Genomic DNA, 19,258 nt, shown 5'->3' on the forward strand with positions numbered 1-19,258 from the left:
GTAGAAATCCCTTTTCTTTTTTCATAGTCTTTGTGTAAGAATCTTATTTATGCACTGACTCCTCTGTTGAAGAGCAGGTATTCACCCATCATAAAAGCCAGACTGCTGTGCAGCCTGGCCTAACAGAGAGCTTATTTATATTATTGACGGAAAGCTTGATCAGCAAGCATGTTGAAAACAGCATCATCCATCGGAGGGTTATGCAGTCCGGCACGGACATCCCGGTAATACTTTTCAAATGAATAGTGTTTGGAAAGCCCCCGGCCGCCGGCAATTCTCATAGCAAGGTCAACAACTTCGTTTGCTGTGTTAGTTGCTGTCACTTTCACTGCCGCCAGTTCTGCCTGGAGCTGTTTCCTATTTTCCGGTTCCTGGTCCCACTTCTCGGCGATGGCGTACATAAAATAGCGTGCGTGCATCAGTTTCCATTCTATCTCTCCGATTTTTTGCTTGATATGGGGAACCTCAGCAATCGGGTGATCAAGACTGTTCGGTTGAAATTCTTTGGCAAACTTGATTGCATCATTGCGGGCAGCAATTGCAATCCCTAAATAACAGGCAGGAATGTGCAATAACCAGCCTTTCGGAACAGTGGACTTTTGGCTGGCACGTTCAACGAGTCGATTTTCCTTCACTGAGACGTTATCAAGTACAAGGTCGTCACTTCCGGTACCTCTCATACCAAGCGTATCCCAAGTGTGGTCCACGGTTACCCCTTTCCTTCCCCGATCAATCAAAAACCAGCCGACCTCGTCCAGTTCTTCCATATAGGCCGATACAATATAATAGTCTAAGGAATCCGCCATTGTCGTAAACGTCTTTCTCCCATTAATGATATAACGGTCCCCATTACGTACTGCACGTGTCTCCGGCATCCCGCCTCGTGTCGGGCTTCCTGTTGCCGGCTCTGAGGCAGCCCGGTTTAACACTTTCTGCTCTGCAGCGATTTCAGCCGCTACCTCTTCAAACATCTTTGAATCCCACAACTGTTCATCTCTTAGTTCCATCAGGATGCCGATATGCCATCCCACCGACAAAGCGACCGATCCATCACCTGCTGCCAGCCTCTCCTGCATGAGTACAAATTCGTATAGCGACAGGTTTTCTCCACCAAGTCGATCTGGAAGCGACAAAGAAAAATAGTTTTCCTTCTTCAGGTCAGCTAAGTTTTGTTTAGAAAACGATGCCTCCTGATCAGACACTGTGCTACGTTTCTTTACTATTTCAGCTAAAGTATCTGCCTTTGTGTATAATCGCTGCTGACGATCATTTTTAATCAGAGGTTGATATATTTTGTTCATTCTCTCACCCCAACAATTCTATATTAATTAAAAGCTTACTAGAACAGTCGGAATTATGCGAATGATTTACTGAACTCATTCTTTCTTTACCATTCCATCATTCTCATAATTCATCTGGTCCAAAAAGTACCAGGGCATTAATTGTTTTCGTTTTAGTCAGATAGGGAAAATGTTAGTCAATGTACTGGAAAGGAGTCACTAGTATGAACAACAACAGCTACCTGTTAAAGAAAGAAGAGATGAATGATCGTACGATAGTACCGGATTGGCTTCCAAAAGAATATGAAACATTCCATAAAATTGTTACTGACAAGACATTCCCTTGCTACTTCGGAATGGGAGCAGAAAAAAAAGGAGAGCTTCGCTACTCATTTCTGAACCATGATGATTGGTCCCATCTCCCCAATACAGTAGAGGATTTCCTGAAATTATTCGAAGAACCTCCATTTATCCGACATGGTTTCTTCTTATTTGTAGAACCGGAGCAAGAAGGAAAGTCGATTGAATATTATCGTGAATATTTCTGGGACATATTGAATTATTTAAATGACAACGACAAAGAACCTTGGCCGGTCGATTATCCTACTGACCCGGATCATCACTTATGGGCCTTCTCATTTGCAGGAGAACCATTCTTCGTATTTGGAAATTCACCTGCCTACAAACAAAGAAAAACACGGAATTTAGGAAACTCTCTCGTACTCGGCTTCCAGCCACGAAAAATCTTCGAAGGCCTGGAAGGAACCAGCAAAGGAGGAATCATGTCCCGTGAAAAAGTGCGGGAACGAGTAGAAAATTGGGATCAATTACCGAAACATCCGGATATCAGCCACTATGGCGACCCCACCCACCACGAATGGAAACAATACTTCATCGGGGATGATGTAAAACCTATCACCGGTAAATGTCCATTCCACCAAAACAAATAAAACCACACAGACGCCTGGCTTTCAGGCGTCTTATTTTGTTCTTAAAGAAAATTCAACTTTATAACTCACTTTAAAAAGCAGGAAATCCTGTCTTTTCAGCGAAATTAATTTATAATCCAATCCTTCCAAAGGAGATGTTCATTTGTTTAAAATCAGTAGTATCTTCATTCCTGTATCGAACCTTAAGGAATCAATGAGATGGTATCAAGAAAACTTAGGAGCCATATTCGTGGATAGCTGGGATTTTGGAGGTCGCGGGGCCGGATTCATTTTTGAAAAAGGAGATGCCCAGATGGGACTCGTTGAAGTGGAAACCCCCCAGCCCACGGAATTCGAAGTAGTAAAAGGAAAAAAGAACAGCTACTATAACTTTCTTGCAGATGATATCCACCAGGCTCACCAAATGCTATATCAAAAAGGGGTCGTTGTCAGCAAAATTGAAGACTTTGGCGGGATGACGGCTTTTGAATTCTTAGACCCTGACGGTAACCCTTTCAGTGTGGTCAACGAAGTGGAAGGTTCTAAGTTTCATAAAACTAACCTTGAAAAGCTGAAACAATAAATCACCAGCATTTAAAAGAGTCAAATATAAAAATCGCCCCTCATCCGAGGAGCGATTGTTTTATTACATCGTCGTTCTTTTGCTTCTACGTTTGTTCATGAACTTTCGAATCATTGGATAGATGATTGGTGCATATTTGATAAATCTTCTGATAAGTCTACCCATTATTTTCACCTCATTTTGATTGATTTCGTGCTTGTTCTTTGCTTACCCGGCCAAAGCGGAAATCAAACAAAAGGTGATTTTAGCTCACTTAAACGATTCGCCGTCCATTCTGGGCAAGAGCATAATGGATGCCGTGCTGTAAGTTCTGAAAACATTCGAATTTGGATAAATCAATTTCTGTTTGAGAGATGATCCTCCCTAATTCTGCAGAGATGCCGACAATAATTACTTTCGTACCAATTAAACTCGCTGCGGTACCCATCTTCTCAATCAAACTTGCCGTGTATTTGGTAAGGTCGTTATCCAGTCCGGTCAAGTCCAGGACCAAATAGGATGCTTTATGCTCCGGCAGGTTTGTGAGTGTCTTCGTAATCAGCTCGTCCGCCCGCTCCTCGTCATAACGGCCCAGCAAAGGAACAACTACGATACCTTCCAATACTGGAATGATAGGAGAAGATAAGGTTTTGACCAGCTCTTTCAAATCCCGTGTCTTATCTTCGACCAGTCCTTCCAGGTACACAATTTGCTCCGCTTCTTTCCGGCGGGCTAAATCATGGATATTATGCTCGATGTCCACTTCTGCCGGGAAGTACTCGATAAGTGTACAATCGTGCCCTTCTAATTGAGAATACTGTACTTCATACCACATGGTCCTTCCAAAAAGTCCACTGAATATCCCCGCATAATGAGCGGGAAGAAAAGAACCTCGCTTTTCTTTCCCTTGTGCTTTATTGATTTTATGCTCCCAATCATTGGCCAGTTTGACTTCCAATGTAAGCTTTTCTTTATTAACATTTTCTATACGAGCTTTTCCCCAGCCAGCTGATGCATATGTATTTGGCAGTATTTCCGCCACCTGGTCAATTCCAATCTCTTTCTTCTGAAAGTACTCTCCAACTACAGAGCCCTGACGGAAGCCTGTACTTTCCATAACTAAATTTGCAGCTTCTTCCCCTGATACTTCTTCAATCGTATCAAAAAAAGACTTCATCGCGGAGGAAATCCAAAAAAGAACGGCATCCTCGTTTTCAAATAGAAAGCGTCCTTCTTCCAGCTCCCAGGAAAAACCCAGACCGCCGACGTTGATATTAGGCTTTTTTTCCAAACTGCATCCCCCTTCGTTTTTCTAGATGGTGTCTGCTTCTTTTATACTGCCTCTATCATACCTTATTTTTCACTCAAATGATTCCCTATTGGCTAGATTCCACAAATTTCTTAACTTTCGATTGATCCCTGCAGTTATTCAAACGTTTGACCAAACTAGTTACTTTTGACAAAAAATCACCAAAAACAGGCATATACCCAGTACATTCATCGTATTTCAACATATACAAATAGAAAGGAGGTGCTTTTATGAGTAAAGGCTACGGCGGCGGTTTCGCGTTATTAGTCGTACTATTCATTCTATTGATCATTATTGGAGCATCCTACGTAGGAGGAGGCAGAGGCTGGGGTTATTAATCCCCTCCCCCTGTTGAAAGGAAAGTCCATGCGGTAAATCCGTGTGGGCTTTTGGCTTTTATAGGATACATATACCGGGGATAAAACAATAACGATCAGACAAATTAATATCAAAAAGGAGGATAAGACATGAACGATCAACGAGATTTTCATTCTGTCATGAATCAGCTTAACCAGGCAAAGCGAGCAGTAGAAAGAGCTCAGGAAGATCAAAGCGGCTTTACAGAAGCACAGCAGCAGGTGAAACAGGCAGAGGAAATGCTGCATGAAGCAACGCAGAACCCTTCCGCATTCAGAGGGATTGGCAATCATGAAATGCAGCGGGCTTCTGATTTATTGCGTTTAATCGAAGAAACCAATCAGGCGAATAACCGATAACTCTATCAGCACATCGTACAAGGACGATGTGCTTTTTATTTTTGTCCTACTCCTCGATGCACATGCATACACATGGTACAAGCTATGACCTACGGAAGAGGAGTGAAAATGTTGGGTGTTTTTTTCAGTTATATTTTTCTTGGTTTATCACTAGCAGCACCGCTTGGCCCGCTCAATGCTGCTCAAATTAATCAAGGAATCAAAAATGGTTTTGTGCATTCCTGGCTGATCGGGTTGGGAGCAATTGTTGCTGAAATTTGCTTTATCACCGCTGTCTTTTTTGGTGTGGTCCATTTTTTAGAAATTCCCTTCATGAAAACATTCTTATGGTCATTCGGTGCCTTTGTCCTCCTGTATACAGGATTTGAAAGCATCGCCAGCTCCCAAACGATTGAAATGGATAATAACCGTCAGAAAGATTCCTTAGCTAAAACATTCTCCACCGGTTTTTTGATCGCTATTACGAATCCTTTATCGATTCTATTCTGGCTTGGAATTTACGGATCCATATTAGCAAACACCATTAACCGATACGACCAGATTCACTTGGTTTTATATGGTGGTGCCATTTTATTAGGATTGATGATATGGGATGTTACCATGGCAATCATTTCGAGTGGATTCAGACGAGCACTCACCCCCCGCACACTAAAACGCATTTCTGTCCTCTCAGGGTTAAGCTTGGTTGGATTTGCTTTTTATTTTGCTATGAAGGCCGTTAAAATGTTATTTCACATTTAAGAGAAACACCTCGCCTTTTTTATCTTCAAAGGCTATTGCGAATAGGTGGCTAAAGTAGTATCGGTACCAAAATAGCTCAGGAAGGTTCTTCCTCCCATTTTTTTCTCATCAAAAAGGCAACGAGCGCGATTACGACTAAAAATAACAGACTGATGAAAAAACCGATCCGGCTTGATCCATCTAATAATGTCCCGCTGACGGCTGCCGCAATCAATAAAAACCCCATCCATCGCTTAATTTTTGCTATACCAGGCAATTCCATTAATTTATTATAAGAAAACAAAATGAATATCCAAGTATAAAGCAGCATCAAACCGGCAGCTGTTGTCAAATATTCATATACTTTTTCAGGCAGCAGCAAAGCGACCACAATGGAAGCGATGAGGCCAGTAATAGTTAAGACCAAGGCATGGTATGGAACGCCTCGTTTTCCGGTTTTGGCAAAAAAAGCAGGGGCATCTTTATCCTCGGCAAGTGTGGAAAGAATAGTGGTAATGGCGTATAACGATGCAACCATCGTTGAAAATCCCCCTATAATTAAGGCACCATTGAACACATGCGGAACAAAAGCCAAATCATACTTAGCTAAAGCGGTAATGAACGGGCTCTCATCGGGATTGAATTTGTCCCAGGAAACGAGGAAAACCGCTAACCCCAAAGACGCCACATAAATAACGGCAAGCAGTACAAGCATCACCTTTCCCGATTTCGGAGCTTCCTTGGGCTCTTTCAATTCGTTTGCCATAATACCCATGACTTCGATTCCGCCGAAAGCATAAAAGGCATAAATCAACGCTGCCCATAAACCCGTCACACCCGCTGGAAACAAACCTTCTCCACTCCATTCAAAAGTACGCTCTGGCCTTCCTCCATCCAGTGTCCCAGTCACCGCTAACACCGCTATGATAATGAACATGACAATTGCCGCTGTCTTGACGACTGCAAAAATATTCTCAAACCGTTCAAACCCGGAAACCCCGGTAATGATAACCCCAATGCCAAGAACGCCGAAGATAGCTGATAATAGCCATAACGGCATACCTGGAAACCAATACTTAGAAAAGATAGCCAGCGCCGTCAGCTGACTCCCCATAATCAGTAGTTCAGAGGTCCAGTATACCCAGCCAGTACTGAAGCCCGCCCACCTGCCATAAGCTTTCTTGGCATAGGTACGAAAAGAACCCTTTTCTGGATGCTCTGCCGTCATCCTTGCCAGGGCATCATATACAATATATGTCCCTGCAGCAGCCAGTAGAAAAGTAAAAATAGCTGCAGGACCTCCTTGCTTGATTGCTAAAGCGGAACCAAGAAAAAATCCCGTCCCAATCGTGCACCCTACTCCAATCAGAGTCAGCTGCCACCATGGTATCTTTTTATGTGAATCCCCTTGATTTTTATCCATGTCAAGAGCTCCTTTCATCCGCCTTAGTTTTAACCCCTCTGGTCAAAAACATTCCAACTGTCTCCCATACATAACAAACAGTAAAATAGGCTATCTTAACATGTAGAAAAGCAATTCAAGGAGGAATTATGAAAGCAGTCACCTATCAAGGCAAACATTCCGTTAATGTGAAAAAAGTAGACTTTCCTACGATTCAGGATCCCCAGGATGTGATAATTAAAATTACCTCTACGGCCATATGCGGGTCAGATTTACATCTATACCAGGGGAACTTCCCGCTGCCAATCGGGTATATCATCGGGCACGAGCCGATGGGAATTGTAGAAGAGGTTGGCAAAGAAGTGACGAAAGTGAAAAAAGGGGACCGTGTCATCATTCCGTTTACAGTTGCATGTGGTTCATGCCCTTATTGCAACAACCACCAGGAAAGCCAATGTGATAACACCAATCCTCATTACGATTCAGGTGGGTACTTGGGGTATTCCGAGAAGTTTGGCAACTACCCAGGCGGACAGGCAGAATATTTACGGGTACCGTTCGGGAATTACACTCCTTTTCTCGTGCCAGATGATTGTGAACTGGATGATGATTCTCTGTTATTTTTATCAGATGTTCTCCCTACCGCCTACTGGAGTGTAGAAAATGCCGGAGTAAAGCAGGGAGATACCGTTATTGTACTAGGCTGTGGGCCAGTCGGACTGATGGCTCAGAAATTCGCCTGGCAAAAAGGAGCGGAACGGGTAATAGCGGTAGATTACCTGCCTTACCGCTTAAACCATTCCAAACTTGTCAATAAAACAGAAACCTTTAATTTTACCGCCCATAAAGACATTGGAGAGGTTTTGAAGGAAGTTACGAAAGGCGGAGCCGATGTGGTGATCGATTGTGTCGGGATGGATGGGAAAAAGTCGCCTCTGGAATTTACTGCACAAAAGTTAAAGCTGCAGGGTGGCACACTCGGACCTATTCAAATCGCCACGAAAGCAGTAAAGAAATGCGGCACTGTCCAAATAACAGGGGTCTACGGTGGACTTTACAACATGTTTCCACTGGGTGCTTTTTTCTCACGTAATATTACTCTTAAAACGGGCCAGGCCCATGCGAGATCCTTTATGGGAAGACTTTACGACCAGATCGTGGCAGGTGAAATCGATCCGACGGATATTATCACCCATCGCCTTCCGCTGGATGATGCTTCCCATGGATATAAAATTTTTAATGGTAAAAAAGATGATTGTATCAAAGTAGTTCTCCGGCCTTAAGGGCACTCAAACAGCAAACAAGGAGGTCATTCTAATGGATCGAAGCAGAATATGTAAAGCATGTGATGGAGAAGGATTATTAATGGATGATGAGGAATGGAAGTATACTTGCAGTGTCTGTGGGGGAAGCGGCGTCATGACACTTGGTAAAAGCCCCGAACCTGACGAGCATATGGATGTCGATGAAATGAATCGAATACTAGAATAATTAAAGCCCGGATCCTCATCCGGGCTTTATTCCTGTTTAGGTCCCGGTTTAAAACCAGGATCATAGGGATCTGCTTCTATTTCATAACCGTCTGTATCGATGGAAACGACTATATCTCCTGACTCCGCTGTAGAATACAAGGCAGTACCTAAGTGATATAATCTGGCAACAACCTTATTTACCGGGTGTCCGTAATCATTGGCTTGATCGTACGAGAAAACGGCAGCTTCCGGATTGACCGCATCCACAAACGCCTGCGAGTTGCTTGTAGCAGAACCATGGTGGGCGACCTTTAATATTTCTGAACGAAGGTCGTAGCGTTCAATCAGCTTTTTCTCATTTTTCACATCTGTGTCGCTGGTCAAAAGAACATCGATCTCTCCATAACTTACCTTTAATACGATAGATGCCGGATTGTTTTTCTCGGCTTCCCGATCGACATGGAGAACTTTTACCTCAACCTCCGGATCCAATTGTAGTTTTTGCCCCTCTTCCGCTACTTTAAAAGGAATCTGGCGTAAAGCGATCAGCTTCAAATATTCCGCATACGTATCCGTCGTATGCGTTTTCCCGCTGTCTAAAAGACGAGTTACGTGCATTTTTGTAAACACTTCTAAAAAACCACCGATATGATCAATATCAGGATGCGTGGAAACGACCTGGTCGATGACAGTGACTCCTTGATTTTCGAGATACTGAACGACCTTCTTTCCGGCGTTTCGATCGCCTGCATCCACCAGCATCGTTTTTCCGTTCGGAAATTTAATGTAGATGCTATCTCCTTGCTCTACATCAATAAAGTGCACTTCCAGATGCTGCTCCTCTACTGCCGCCTCAAGAAAATCATACCCGTATGCAGCGGCCCCTCTTGCTAATGGCCCAGCTGTCGATATACCCAGGCACAACAACAGGATAAGCAAACAAGCAGCACGGTTTTTATAGAAATGGCATCGCACTACCTGACCTCCCTTCCTAAATGGATGTGTGTCTGGTTAGTTTCTGTAGTTTGGCCCGAATTACACTGATTTTATTGCTTACCATATGTAGAAGGACTATCCACCATAATTTTTGGACATTAAAAAACAGAATCCCTCTTTTCCACTTTAAGTGAGAAGGATTCTGCTCAACTGTTTGATACAACTAAAAACATAGGAATTAAATGGGCATATACTCCATAACGTAGTGAAATGTTTATCATCCTCAATTCCGATTTGATTGCATCACAGCAAGCTATGATGCTTGGCTGATGACTGCCTCTAAGTCATCCCCATGAAATAGTTGATCCTGTTTTATTAAATTTTCAGCGCCAAAGACTTACTTCTTTTTAGAAAACATGGTTACTTTTCCGTTCTTTTTCTGAGCTTGTTGTTTTTGTTCTACAGGCTGCTCTTTGAAAGCTTGATTTTTCATATCTTGCTCTAGCAGCTCACGGCCTTTGGTAAACAGGATCGTCACTTTTCAACCCTCCTTTATTATTGAGTGTACTATTCAATTCCCCGTGTGCACCTGTTAAAACTTAAAATTATATTCCTTTTTTTGGTTAAGGTGTGAGGTACGAAAAAGACCTTTACAGAAAGGCTTCCTGCAAAGGTCTTTATAATGCAATGTCAACCGCAAACATAGGATTGATCTACGTTCATGCGTATTCTCTATCAGTCTTGCCACCATCATCAGACTTTTTCTGACTGTAATTGATGACCTGCTGCGTCTTATCCCATGTTTCGTTGATCCTGCCTTTATTCACTTTTCCAAAGACCAAGCCTTCAATTTACGGCTTACTTACGCTTTTTCGCAAAAGACAAAAACTTACCACTACGAGTTTTCGCTGGACTGTTTTTTTCTGGTTTTTCCTTGAACGCCTGGTTCTTTGCATCTTCTTCAAACAGTTCCCGGCCTTTGGTAAACAGGATCGTCACAGCAGCTCACCCTCCTTTTAAAAATGTATTAGGAGATTCCCTTTTTGGACTTCGTTTCAAGTCACTGGGCAATTACCTAACCAGGCTCATAAAGACTGAAGCACTTTCTTAATTTTCAGAAGATTGAGGGTTCAATCAATTCCAAGTGCTTTATCTTTATTTAATGCAAATTTACCACGGCAGAGGAATATAACGCAATCCCAAACTTATAGGTATTTATTACCAGATTGATGACAGATTACGACAGAGAAAAAAACAAAGGATTTATCTATTATAATTCGGGAAAAGACAAGTACATAAAGGAGTGGATACAATGACTGAACTGAAAGCTTTAATCTTGAATGCATCCTTTAAAACTAGTGACGAAGAGCCTTCCAATACGGAAGCACTCTCCAATGAATTGACAGAGATATTCGATAAAAAAGAAGTCGCCCACGAAACCGTACGGCTCGCTGACTACGCCATCAAATTTGGAGTCAGTGACGACCTCGGGGAAGGCGATGAATGGCCGAAGATTTTTGAAAAAATCAAGGAAGCCGATATTCTTGTTCTTGCTACCCCGGTGTGGGCTGGAGAAAAAAGCAGTCTTGCCAAACTGGCAATTGAACGAATTAATGGAGGGGCCTCCGTCACAAATGAAAAAGGGCAATCAATTTACTATAATAAAGTAGCCGGAACAGTGGTGACGGGTAACGAAGATGGTGCCAAAAAAGCAGCCGGTTCCATCCTCTTCTCTCTAGCTCACTTTGGTTTCAATATTCCACCGAATGCCGATGCATACTGGGTTGGAGAAGCAGGTCCAGGCCCCTCCTATATCGAAGCCAACGGCATCGAAAATGACTTTACCCGCAGTAATATTACGATGGAAGCTTATAACCTGATCCATTTAGCCAGGATATTGAAACAGAATCCAATCCCCGCAGAAGGAAACGTGATGTGAACTTCACACGCAAAAAACACTTGGTTTGATAGCCAAGTGTTTTTACATTTCCTATAAAATTAATCCACTATACTGTATGACAAGTTTCGAGAATTTCATGCGCGTTATGACCGGCTGGGAAAATGGCGATTTCGAAAATCTTATATGAGGAGGGGCGACGGGGAAGGGTGAGACTCCCGCGGGAGAAGGGGCTAGGCGAGATCCCACAGGGCGCAGCCCGAGGAAGCTTGCCAGGTCCCCGCAGGAAAGCGAATCCTTCCCCTTTGCCCCTAACTCTTACAAACATCTCGAAATCAAATAGCACTTATCGCTTATCTAGTTATTAACAAAAGAGACTTGCTTTCCAAAGGCGCATGATCTGTTCGGTTGTCTGGGTGATTTGTTGTGCGGCGATCTCAGGATTCATAGCATCTTCCAGACTTCTCGGGCCAGTCTGAATGGAGAAGACAGCATCAATCATATCATGAAGTTCAAATATATCTTCTCCCACGGTTCCTGCGATTGCAACCACTGACTTTCCGTGTTTTTTCGCCATCCTGGCTACATTTACCGGAACTTTTCCATATAACGATTGCGCATCAAGACTGCCTTCTCCCGTGATAACCAAGTCACTCGAGCTAATTTTTTCTTCCAGACCGGTGAGTGCCGCAATAATATCAAAGCCTGACTTCAACTCTGCCCCTAATACACCGGCAAGCGCACCTCCAAGTCCTCCCGCAGCACCCGCACCAGGGATATGCTGTACATCACGCCCATACTTTTCTTGTATTGATTTCGCCAGCTGCTGAAGTCCATTATCAAGTTCAGGCACCTGCTCTGCTGTAGCACCCTTTTGAGGGCCATAAATATAGGCTGCCCCTTGAGTACCATAAAAGGGATTAGTAACATCAGTAGCTGCTATGAATTGGCAGGCAGCCAGTCCGGCAAGCTTATTTTCATCTGTAATATGAACGGCTTCCGTCAGCACATTGCGATTGACTCCAAGAATGTCACCAGTGGCATTCAAAAACTGAAAACCTAAGGCCTGGAGCATACCCGTTCCGCCGTCCGTCGTGGCACTGCCTCCCAAGGATATCATGATGGTTTTATATCCCCGTTCGACCGCATCTTTTATTTGCTCACCCAATCCATACGAATTCAATTCATAGGGGTCTGCCGTTTCCTTATGAATTAACGGCAGACCTGTACTGCGTGCGCACTCAATAAAAGCGGTCTCCTCACCGTCTTGTTGCAATGTGATATAACTCGTATGGACGGTTTCTCCAGACGGTCCGGTAACCGTAACAGGAATTTCCTGAACACCCAGGGAGGATAATGCCTCAATCGAACCTTCTCCTCCGTCAGCCATAGGAACGGAAATCATTTCCGCATCCGGGAATACCCTTTTTACCCCTGATCCAGCGGCCTGACCTACCTCATAAGCTGACAGTGATCCCTTAAAAGAATCGGGAGCGATCACTACTTTCATACCATCCCTACTTTCTTAATCCGCAAGTATCCATACAAACTCATATTCACCCAACGTAACTCTATCCGTAACAGCCTTATTCGTGAGTAATTCGTGTCCAGAGAATGGAAGATGGACTATTTCCGGTTCTTTCCCAGTATTCACTGCGAAGAATATTTTTTCTCCAGTATCTTCATTATAACGGACCAATCCAAAAGCCTGATCAGACAGGTCGACCACTTCCTGTGAAGCATAAGGCGAGAAGGCACTTTGCTGCTTGCGGATACCAATCATTTGCTTCAGACCGTTAAAAATCCCGCGTCTTCTAGGGTCTTCATGCAGTTCCTGCTTAATATCCTGATAGGCTAACTTTTCACGGTTGATTCGGCGTGGTATGCCTGATTCTTCCATCCCTGCCGTATCGTTAGACGAGCCAAGTAGAGAATGATAATAAATCGCCGGCACACCAATGAATGATAATAAAATGGCGTGTGCAGCCAGCGTCTTACGGATAACCTTCTCCAGTTCATCATCTTCCCCCTGATTGATAAGTGCATCCGTATAGTTGATGTTCAACTCGTAAACAGATTGACTGCCATCCGGGTTGCTTTTATAAGAAACCTCTCCTCCATTTTCCAGTACTTTGTCCACCAGCATCTGTTTTTCCTCTTCGGTAAGGATGCCCTCTGTCGGCCTCATCCCAATACCGTCATGACTGGCAAGGAAGTTAAAGTACGTAGCCTGATCAGAGACTTTCGTTATGGTTTTCGCCCATTCGGTCAGGTGGCGGGTATTGTGAGTCGTAAAACTATACAGCACTAATGGCGGCAAAGAGAACTGATACACCATATTGGCTTCATCTGTCCCATTACCAAAATAACTGATATTTTCCTGGTGAGGGACATTCGTCTCCGTGATGATCTGTACATTCGGTTTAAAATAGCTGACAATCGTATTCCAAAGCTTGATGATTTCATGAGCCTGCGGTAAATGAATACACGTCGTGCCCGACTCCTTCCAAATAAAGCCGATCGCGTCGAGTCGAATACTTGTCGCACCCTCATTCAAGAAATCTAACAGGACATCCGTCATTTCCATCAGGGCAGGGAAATGTTTGAAATTGACATCCACCTGGTCTTTACTGAAGGTAGTCCAGGCCGTCTTCACTCCTGTTTCCCCTTCATATTCATGGAACAATGGGGACGTACGTGGACGGACTACATTACTCGTATCAAAAGTTTCGTCCTCTGGAATGAAAAATCCTTCAAAGTCAGGATTACCAGCCAAATATTTTTGAAACCATTCACTGGATTGGGAGATGTGATTGGCTACAAAATCAAACATCATCCGGTAGTCACGTGAGAAACTTCTTATGTTTTCCCAGCTGCCAAGTTCCGGATTAATCTTCCGATAGTCTGTAACGGAAAATCCATCATCTGAAGTGTAAGGGAACATAGGAAGCAGGTGTACATCGGTAATGGCTTCGCCCGCTTCTTCTTTCAGGAACTGATGAAGCACAGGAAGGGTCGGTCGATCATTATCGTAGATGCTGTCCCCATACGCAATCAAATAAATGTTCTCTTCGGTTAAAGGAGTGGGAGTTCCCCACTCCTTTCCTTCCCAATTTTCGATGAAGGTACGGAATTCATTGGTGTATTCCGGATGGTATTCGTTTTGATAAATCTTCTTTAAATGATCCTCAATCAGTTGGATTAATTGTTCTTTATGCATAGCTGGCATACTCCTTTTCAGGAAAGTTTGACGGTTTGAAAAGATTTTGGTGCGATGGCAACCGTCGAAGCAGTTATTTTTTCGTCTTTTTCTTCGGCCAGGTTCGTCAACTGCTGATCGAGCAGGTAGTCACTGGCCAATGTGACCGTTTCCTCTTTATCCGATGGATTGAATAACCGGACTATGATGGCATCATCGTCATGTGCCTTTTTGACAGCACTGATAAATACATTTGGATTGTCAATAGCAGCAAGCTCATGGCTGTCTGGAAGTTCGCTGATCGGATAAGGTATTTCAAACCTGTCCAATCGTTCTTCAAACGTATTAAGATTTTGTTTCTGATAGGATACATATCTGTCATTATAGTGATCGGCTAACCGGAATAGTGCTGCTTCCTCTACATTTTCGTTTTCCATATAGAGGGCATAATCAAACGTCATTCTTCCGGTCATCTGTGCGTCCGGGGTAGTGACTACTTTGTTATTGATGCCTGATGCCCGGCCCGGTCTCCAGAGCAGATCATCTCTTCCTAATAAACCGACACTACGGAATAAGGTCAATGCCAGCTGACCGGACTCAGCTATTACTTCATATTCCTTGATTCCTTTTGTAAAGGCAGTCAAATGACCTTCGGCACTCTCTACACCAGCAAATTGCTCTACGGTATAAATCGGGACTGGCGCCTCTTTATATCCTTGCTCCCTCCACGTTTCCATCCGAGGGTTAGTTACCGGCCGTTCGATGATACTATAACCCTGGTCTCCGAATGATGTTTCTGCATCCTTCACCGGTGTTTGAATCAAAGCACGAAGGCGATGATCCCTGGCCTGGTTATCCATCTCGTGATGGATGCGGATAAGGTCTTCCCCTTTCCGAAGTTCGATAGTGGAATACACTGTCAATGGACGTTTTTCCTGGGTATCCTTTCGTTCCTGAAGGTCAGCAGGTACGGCGGCCTGGTGCATGACAATCATTTGCTGAACTAATGATGACTTTTCAATATGAATCAATTCTGCTTCGTCTAAGAGGATGGGCTCATCTTTTGGAAGCGGAGAAAAGTCATAAGAGTCACCAGCGTCAGCGACATTTTCAAATTGCAGGAAATTTTCCAGGGTCAAGGCGGACCGCTTACCTTTTAGAATCAATTCTCCTTGGCTGTTGCAAGTTACCTGGTAGTTATCGTTCTCAATTGTTGTACCGTTATCCAGCTGCATCCGTGCGATCTCAGTCCCCTTTTTCACTTGCAAGGTGGTATAGCCAAGTCCAGGGATTTCAGCCTGGTCAACAAGTAATTGAGAACGGTAGTAGCCCGGGATTTCCACTTCCTTATCCCCTTCAGCTGTAACAACGATTTTCTTTCCACCACTCAGATACTCTTGCTCCGTGACCGTTACTGGCAGTTCTTGTCCCTCCATTGTCTGTAATGTGAAATCTTTTTCTTTTGTAAAAACAGTGGTTTCCACAGCCCCATGATAAGGTTTCAGGTTCGTATTAAACAACACCACAATATCGTCTTCTTTCAGTTTACTGGCGATTGCATGGGTCAGCTGCTTCTTAATCAGGTTCAACAGTCCGTCTGCCTGACGGTTTATTTTTTCCAGACGGTGCATGATGTCCTTATTCGTATCATCAGAGTTGCACCCGCCGATACTATCGTGAGCATGCACATCGAAGAGGTTTTTCCACATGATATCCAGCCATTCCTGAGGGTAACGAAGCCCTAACTGTTTTCCGATAACGGCTAATGGTTCTAATTGGTTAATCATTTTATGCTCGACGAAACTGTTCCATTGCTTGATATCATAACGTTGAGACCGAATCGTATTATGAATACGGGAATTCTCCGTGCCAATCAGTTCACCGGTAATAGTATGGTCAAAATCACCTTCCTCCCAGGTATCCTCCATGAAGGTTTCATAATCGGAAAGCACGTAGTCATACTGCTCATCCTGTGCATTCAACTGTTGTATTGTCTTCGGGAAATGTTCACGTACCAGAACCTGGTCCCCGCCAGCAGGAAGAAGCAGGTTATCTGTATCCTTGTTCATTTTCGCTAACTTTTCGAGCATCGGCTGCAGCCGTTCCTGATGGAATTCTTTCTCCGCATTCAAAAACTTACCAGGGCCGTAGCCAAGCGGGATAAGGTTTGCTTTCACCGATTTCCCATCTGGAGATTCCCAAAGAAAATTAGTATTTCCGTCTAATTGGTCAGAATAGATGCCACGTTGCAAAATAGCATAATCGATGTCGAAATCATGAAATAACGCTGGGAGGTAGGTATTTTGACCAAAGATATCAGGCAGATAGCCGACATTCATACTATGTCCCATCGTTTCTGTCCCCTTCACGCCATAAAGCAGGTTCCTCACCAGTGATTCCTTATGGACTAGCAGGGAATCCGCCTGTGTATACCATGGACCGACAAAAATTCGCTTTTGTTCGATCAGTCGCTTGAGACGTTCTTTGTTATCCGGTCTTACTTTCAAGTACTCATCAACAATAGACATTTGCGCGTCAAAGACATAGCCGTGGTATTCTTCATGTTGCTCGAGTAATTCAAGCAGATGATCAAGGTTTTCAGCTAATAGGATATTTGAATCTTCTATGGTGAAATACCATTCCCTGTCCCAGTGGGAATGAGGAACGACATAGACACGTTTCTTAGACATAACGAATCCTCCAATATAACAGTATGTTCGCGGATCTTCTTAACAAAGATTCCGCGAACATGTCTTTTTTTATGATGTTATTGTCATTCGTCCTCGTTTAATCAACATATGACGAATAAAAATGTTGGCAAGAGCAATAAACAACGTACCGACAAGCAGTCCGATCAGGTAGGCCCAAATATTTTCGACGAGCGGCCAACCCCAGAATGCCGGAAGTGGCAGCCACTGGACGGCGCCTAACAGGACAGCTGTGACTGCACCAAGAATCGCACCGATAATATTGATTGGAATGGTGATAATCGGATTACGGAGCATGAACGGAATAGCACCCTCACTGATGGCAATAAAGCCAAGCAGGATAGAAGTGTTCCCGGTAACACGCAAGTTCGCATCAAAGACTCGACGTCCTACTACATATTTATCAAGCACCGTAGCAAGCCCAAGCCCAATTGGCGGGATTACGATGGCCAGTACACGGGCAGTAAGCGGGAAGATTTCATCTGCTGCTAAGCCGATGGCAATAGCACCAGCCGCTTTGTTGATAGGACCACCCAAGTCAAAAGCAGTAGCTGCTGCAATAATCGTGGAGAGGACAATCTCTCCAGATTCTTGAGAAGCTTCGATTGTATTACGTAAAAGTACATTTAATCCGCCAAAAACGGGATCAACTATATAAAAGTTCAGTAAAAAGATCGACAAAACACTGATGGCAGGGATAATCAGCATTGGCTTCATCGCCTGGAAGTTTTTATTAAGCTTGATTTTCCGATTCAAGAATCGGGCGATATAACCTGCAGACAGCCCAAGGATTAAGGCCCCGAAGAAACCGGAAGGAATACCTTCTTCAATTCCCCAGAAGCGATAATGGATACCAGCAGCAAATAGACCACCGATAAAACCAGATACAATACCAACTCGATCAGCAAGTGCATACGCCGTGAAGGCAGCAAAAATCGGGTACATAAATTGGAAAATCATAAACCCAAATTTATCGAGATGATGAAGGATCACAAACAGCTCATTGTCATGGGTTGCATAGGAAATATCATTGATTTCATTGACTAATCCGAATGGTACAGCGCCAAGCTTGGCAATACCCATCATCAGACCTGCGGCCACAATTACCGGGATCATGTAGGAAATCCCAGTCAGGATGGCCTGACCCATTTCAGCAAGCACACCTGTCTTTTTGTTGGCTGGCTGGTTCTCGCTTCCATCAGCACTTTCTGTAGCATTTTCAACTGAAACGATACCATCAGGATTGTTCAGAACACGATCGATCAACTCATCGCCCTTGCCTAATGGTTCAGCAACTCGAACCTGGATGTATGGAAGTCCTTGGAATCGCTCTTTCCCTTTTGGGGAGATGTCTGTTGCAAAGATGACTGCATCAGCTTCCTGGATCATAGCAGCAGTGTGCTCATCCTCCAGCCCATTCGCTCCCTGTTTCTCTGTAAGAACACGGATGCCTTTTTCTTTTCCAGCCTGCTCTAATGCTTCAGCCGCCATATACGTATGAGCGATGCCTGCCGCACAGGCAGTTACCGCAAGAATCGTCTTTTCATAAGTGGCTTTATCTTCCTTCTCTTTTACGGAAACCTGATCCAGAGCAGCTATAAATTGCTCGGAATTCTCGGCAGCCATCAAACGCCCATAATATTCCTTATCCATTAAACGTGTGCTAAGTTCGGCCAAGAGGTTCAAGTGCGTGGAACCCGCCTCACCCTCTGGGATAGCCAAAAGGAACACCAGTTCAACCTTGTTGTTCGGGTCAATGCTTTCCCAATCATCTATAGGATTGGAAAGCCTTGCGACCGCAAAGCCTGCTTTTTTAACAGCTGATGACTTTCCGTGCGGAATTGCAAGCCCTGCCTCCATCCCTGTGGCTGACACCTTCTCCCGTGCTAAAACGGTTTCAAAATATTCATCTTTAGAGGTGATATACCCTTGTTCATACAGGGATTCTACTAAAGCCCAAATTACTTTTTCCTTTGTCGTCTCTTTCACGTCATAACGAATCAGTGATTTTTCCGTCATGTGATTTAATTCCATTTTTGCTCACCCGCCTCGTTTTTTGTAAGTGTTTTCATTATCTCTGTAACTCATTTATAACATGGGGAAAGTGCCAATGGTTATACAGGTGATG

19 protein-coding genes are annotated in these 19,258 nt (G+C 43.8%); 8 read left to right on the forward strand and 11 right to left on the reverse strand.

The features are described from left to right. Window positions 1-140: 140 nt before the first annotated feature. Window positions 141-1,301, reverse strand: coding sequence for an acyl-CoA dehydrogenase family protein (locus ACGTNI_RS10975; protein ID WP_394462346.1), 1,161 nt, complete (start codon window positions 1,299-1,301; stop codon window positions 141-143). A gap of 203 nt (window positions 1,302-1,504) precedes the next feature. Here ACGTNI_RS10975 and ACGTNI_RS10980 point away from each other — a divergent pair, with 203 nt between their 5' ends. Further along, the gene (locus tag ACGTNI_RS10980) at window positions 1,505-2,230 is read left to right on the forward strand and encodes a YqcI/YcgG family protein (RefSeq protein ID WP_394462348.1); all 726 of its coding nucleotides are present in this window, start codon (window positions 1,505-1,507) and stop codon (window positions 2,228-2,230) included. A gap of 142 nt (window positions 2,231-2,372) precedes the next feature. Continuing rightward, window positions 2,373-2,792, forward strand: coding sequence for a VOC family protein (locus ACGTNI_RS10985; protein ID WP_085504963.1), 420 nt, complete (start codon window positions 2,373-2,375; stop codon window positions 2,790-2,792). A 63-nt stretch (window positions 2,793-2,855) separates the two neighbouring features. Here the strand turns inward: ACGTNI_RS10985 and yxzF are convergent, their stop codons facing one another. Then, entirely contained in the window at window positions 2,856-2,957 is a 102-nt protein-coding gene (yxzF, locus tag ACGTNI_RS19920; RefSeq protein WP_507232739.1) for a small protein YxzF, read from the reverse strand. 88 nt (window positions 2,958-3,045) lie between these two features. Next, window positions 3,046-4,062 carry an STAS domain-containing protein gene (locus tag ACGTNI_RS10990; protein ID WP_394462350.1) on the reverse strand — a complete coding sequence of 339 codons (1,017 nt, stop codon included), beginning with the start codon at window positions 4,060-4,062 and terminating at the stop codon, window positions 3,046-3,048. Between the two features lie 248 nt (window positions 4,063-4,310). Here ACGTNI_RS10990 and ACGTNI_RS10995 point away from each other — a divergent pair, with 248 nt between their 5' ends. From ACGTNI_RS10995 to ACGTNI_RS11005, 3 genes are all read left to right on the forward strand, one after another. Then, a complete protein-coding gene (locus tag ACGTNI_RS10995) occupies window positions 4,311-4,418 on the forward strand; it encodes a YjcZ family sporulation protein (protein ID WP_085504961.1) in 108 nt (35 codons plus the stop codon). A 129-nt stretch (window positions 4,419-4,547) separates the two neighbouring features. Further along, a complete protein-coding gene (locus ACGTNI_RS11000; RefSeq protein WP_085504960.1) occupies window positions 4,548-4,796 on the forward strand; it encodes a hypothetical protein in 249 nt (82 codons plus the stop codon). Between the two features lie 111 nt (window positions 4,797-4,907). Continuing rightward, complete coding sequence (locus ACGTNI_RS11005) at window positions 4,908-5,537, forward strand: LysE family transporter (protein WP_394462457.1); 630 nt, start codon at window positions 4,908-4,910, stop codon at window positions 5,535-5,537. A 76-nt stretch (window positions 5,538-5,613) separates the two neighbouring features. Here the strand turns inward: ACGTNI_RS11005 and ACGTNI_RS11010 are convergent, their stop codons facing one another. Continuing rightward, on the reverse strand, window positions 5,614-6,939 hold the full coding sequence (locus tag ACGTNI_RS11010) for an amino acid permease (protein WP_394462352.1): 1,326 nt from the start codon (window positions 6,937-6,939) through the stop codon (window positions 5,614-5,616). 128 nt (window positions 6,940-7,067) lie between these two features. On the opposite strand from ACGTNI_RS11010, the gene ACGTNI_RS11015 reads away from it, so the two are divergent. Beyond that, window positions 7,068-8,201 carry a zinc-dependent alcohol dehydrogenase gene (locus ACGTNI_RS11015; protein ID WP_394462354.1) on the forward strand — a complete coding sequence of 378 codons (1,134 nt, stop codon included), beginning with the start codon at window positions 7,068-7,070 and terminating at the stop codon, window positions 8,199-8,201. Between the two features lie 34 nt (window positions 8,202-8,235). Next, the gene (locus ACGTNI_RS11020) at window positions 8,236-8,409 is read left to right on the forward strand and encodes a hypothetical protein (protein ID WP_394462356.1); all 174 of its coding nucleotides are present in this window, start codon (window positions 8,236-8,238) and stop codon (window positions 8,407-8,409) included. 26 nt (window positions 8,410-8,435) lie between these two features. Here ACGTNI_RS11020 and ACGTNI_RS11025 read toward each other — a convergent pair whose 3' ends face one another. The 3 genes from ACGTNI_RS11025 to ACGTNI_RS11035 all read right to left on the reverse strand — a co-directional run bounded on the left by ACGTNI_RS11025 (window position 8,436) and on the right by ACGTNI_RS11035 (window position 10,325). Then, window positions 8,436-9,365 carry a ComEC/Rec2 family competence protein gene (locus ACGTNI_RS11025; RefSeq protein WP_394462358.1) on the reverse strand — a complete coding sequence of 310 codons (930 nt, stop codon included), beginning with the start codon at window positions 9,363-9,365 and terminating at the stop codon, window positions 8,436-8,438. Between the two features lie 358 nt (window positions 9,366-9,723). Further along, window positions 9,724-9,864, reverse strand: a complete 141-nt coding sequence (locus tag ACGTNI_RS11030; RefSeq protein WP_394462360.1) for a hypothetical protein — start codon at window positions 9,862-9,864, stop codon at window positions 9,724-9,726. Window positions 9,865-10,184: 320 nt separating this feature from the next. Next, the gene (locus tag ACGTNI_RS11035; RefSeq protein ID WP_157620104.1) at window positions 10,185-10,325 is read right to left on the reverse strand and encodes a hypothetical protein; all 141 of its coding nucleotides are present in this window, start codon (window positions 10,323-10,325) and stop codon (window positions 10,185-10,187) included. Window positions 10,326-10,638: 313 nt separating this feature from the next. On the opposite strand from ACGTNI_RS11035, the gene ACGTNI_RS11040 reads away from it, so the two are divergent. Then, window positions 10,639-11,265, forward strand: coding sequence for a flavodoxin family protein (locus ACGTNI_RS11040; RefSeq protein WP_085504956.1), 627 nt, complete (start codon window positions 10,639-10,641; stop codon window positions 11,263-11,265). Between the two features lie 322 nt (window positions 11,266-11,587). On the opposite strand, the gene ACGTNI_RS11045 is transcribed toward ACGTNI_RS11040, so the two are convergent. From ACGTNI_RS11045 to ACGTNI_RS11060, 4 genes are all read right to left on the reverse strand, one after another. Beyond that, on the reverse strand, window positions 11,588-12,733 hold the full coding sequence (locus ACGTNI_RS11045; protein WP_394462362.1) for a glycerate kinase family protein: 1,146 nt from the start codon (window positions 12,731-12,733) through the stop codon (window positions 11,588-11,590). A 15-nt stretch (window positions 12,734-12,748) separates the two neighbouring features. Further along, window positions 12,749-14,443: an alpha-amylase family glycosyl hydrolase gene (locus ACGTNI_RS11050; RefSeq protein ID WP_394462364.1), complete on the reverse strand. Its 1,695-nt coding sequence runs from the start codon at window positions 14,441-14,443 to the stop codon at window positions 12,749-12,751. Between the two features lie 17 nt (window positions 14,444-14,460). After that, complete coding sequence (locus ACGTNI_RS11055) at window positions 14,461-17,112, reverse strand: glycoside hydrolase family 38 N-terminal domain-containing protein (protein WP_394462366.1); 2,652 nt, start codon at window positions 17,110-17,112, stop codon at window positions 14,461-14,463. Window positions 17,113-17,181: 69 nt separating this feature from the next. Further along, window positions 17,182-19,164, reverse strand: a complete 1,983-nt coding sequence (locus ACGTNI_RS11060; protein WP_394462368.1) for a fructose-specific PTS transporter subunit EIIC — start codon at window positions 19,162-19,164, stop codon at window positions 17,182-17,184. Window positions 19,165-19,258 lie beyond the last annotated feature (94 nt).

Source organism: Thalassobacillus sp. B23F22_16, from assembly GCF_043496955.1.
GTDB lineage: Bacteria > Bacillota > Bacilli > Bacillales > Halobacillaceae > Thalassobacillus > Thalassobacillus devorans_A.

Excerpts from the sequence above, each read along its gene's own strand:
- ACGTNI_RS10975 (WP_394462346.1), bottom strand. The coding sequence starts at position 1,301 with ATGAACAAAATATATCAACCTCTGATTAAAAATGATCGTCAGCAGCGA.
- ACGTNI_RS10980 (WP_394462348.1), top strand. The coding sequence starts at position 1,505 with ATGAACAACAACAGCTACCTGTTAAAGAAAGAAGAGATGAATGATCGT.
- yxzF (WP_507232739.1), bottom strand. The coding sequence starts at position 2,957 with ATGGGTAGACTTATCAGAAGATTTATCAAATATGCACCAATCATCTAT.
- ACGTNI_RS10995 (WP_085504961.1), top strand. The coding sequence starts at position 4,311 with ATGAGTAAAGGCTACGGCGGCGGTTTCGCGTTATTAGTCGTACTATTC.
- ACGTNI_RS11000 (WP_085504960.1), top strand. The coding sequence starts at position 4,548 with ATGAACGATCAACGAGATTTTCATTCTGTCATGAATCAGCTTAACCAG.
- ACGTNI_RS11010 (WP_394462352.1), bottom strand. The coding sequence starts at position 6,939 with ATGGATAAAAATCAAGGGGATTCACATAAAAAGATACCATGGTGGCAG.
- ACGTNI_RS11015 (WP_394462354.1), top strand. The coding sequence starts at position 7,068 with ATGAAAGCAGTCACCTATCAAGGCAAACATTCCGTTAATGTGAAAAAA.
- ACGTNI_RS11020 (WP_394462356.1), top strand. The coding sequence starts at position 8,236 with ATGGATCGAAGCAGAATATGTAAAGCATGTGATGGAGAAGGATTATTA.
- ACGTNI_RS11040 (WP_085504956.1), top strand. The coding sequence starts at position 10,639 with ATGACTGAACTGAAAGCTTTAATCTTGAATGCATCCTTTAAAACTAGT.
- ACGTNI_RS11045 (WP_394462362.1), bottom strand. The coding sequence starts at position 12,733 with ATGAAAGTAGTGATCGCTCCCGATTCTTTTAAGGGATCACTGTCAGCT.
- ACGTNI_RS11050 (WP_394462364.1), bottom strand. The coding sequence starts at position 14,443 with ATGCATAAAGAACAATTAATCCAACTGATTGAGGATCATTTAAAGAAG.
- ACGTNI_RS11055 (WP_394462366.1), bottom strand. The coding sequence starts at position 17,112 with ATGTCTAAGAAACGTGTCTATGTCGTTCCTCATTCCCACTGGGACAGG.
- ACGTNI_RS11060 (WP_394462368.1), bottom strand. The coding sequence starts at position 19,164 with ATGGAATTAAATCACATGACGGAAAAATCACTGATTCGTTATGACGTG.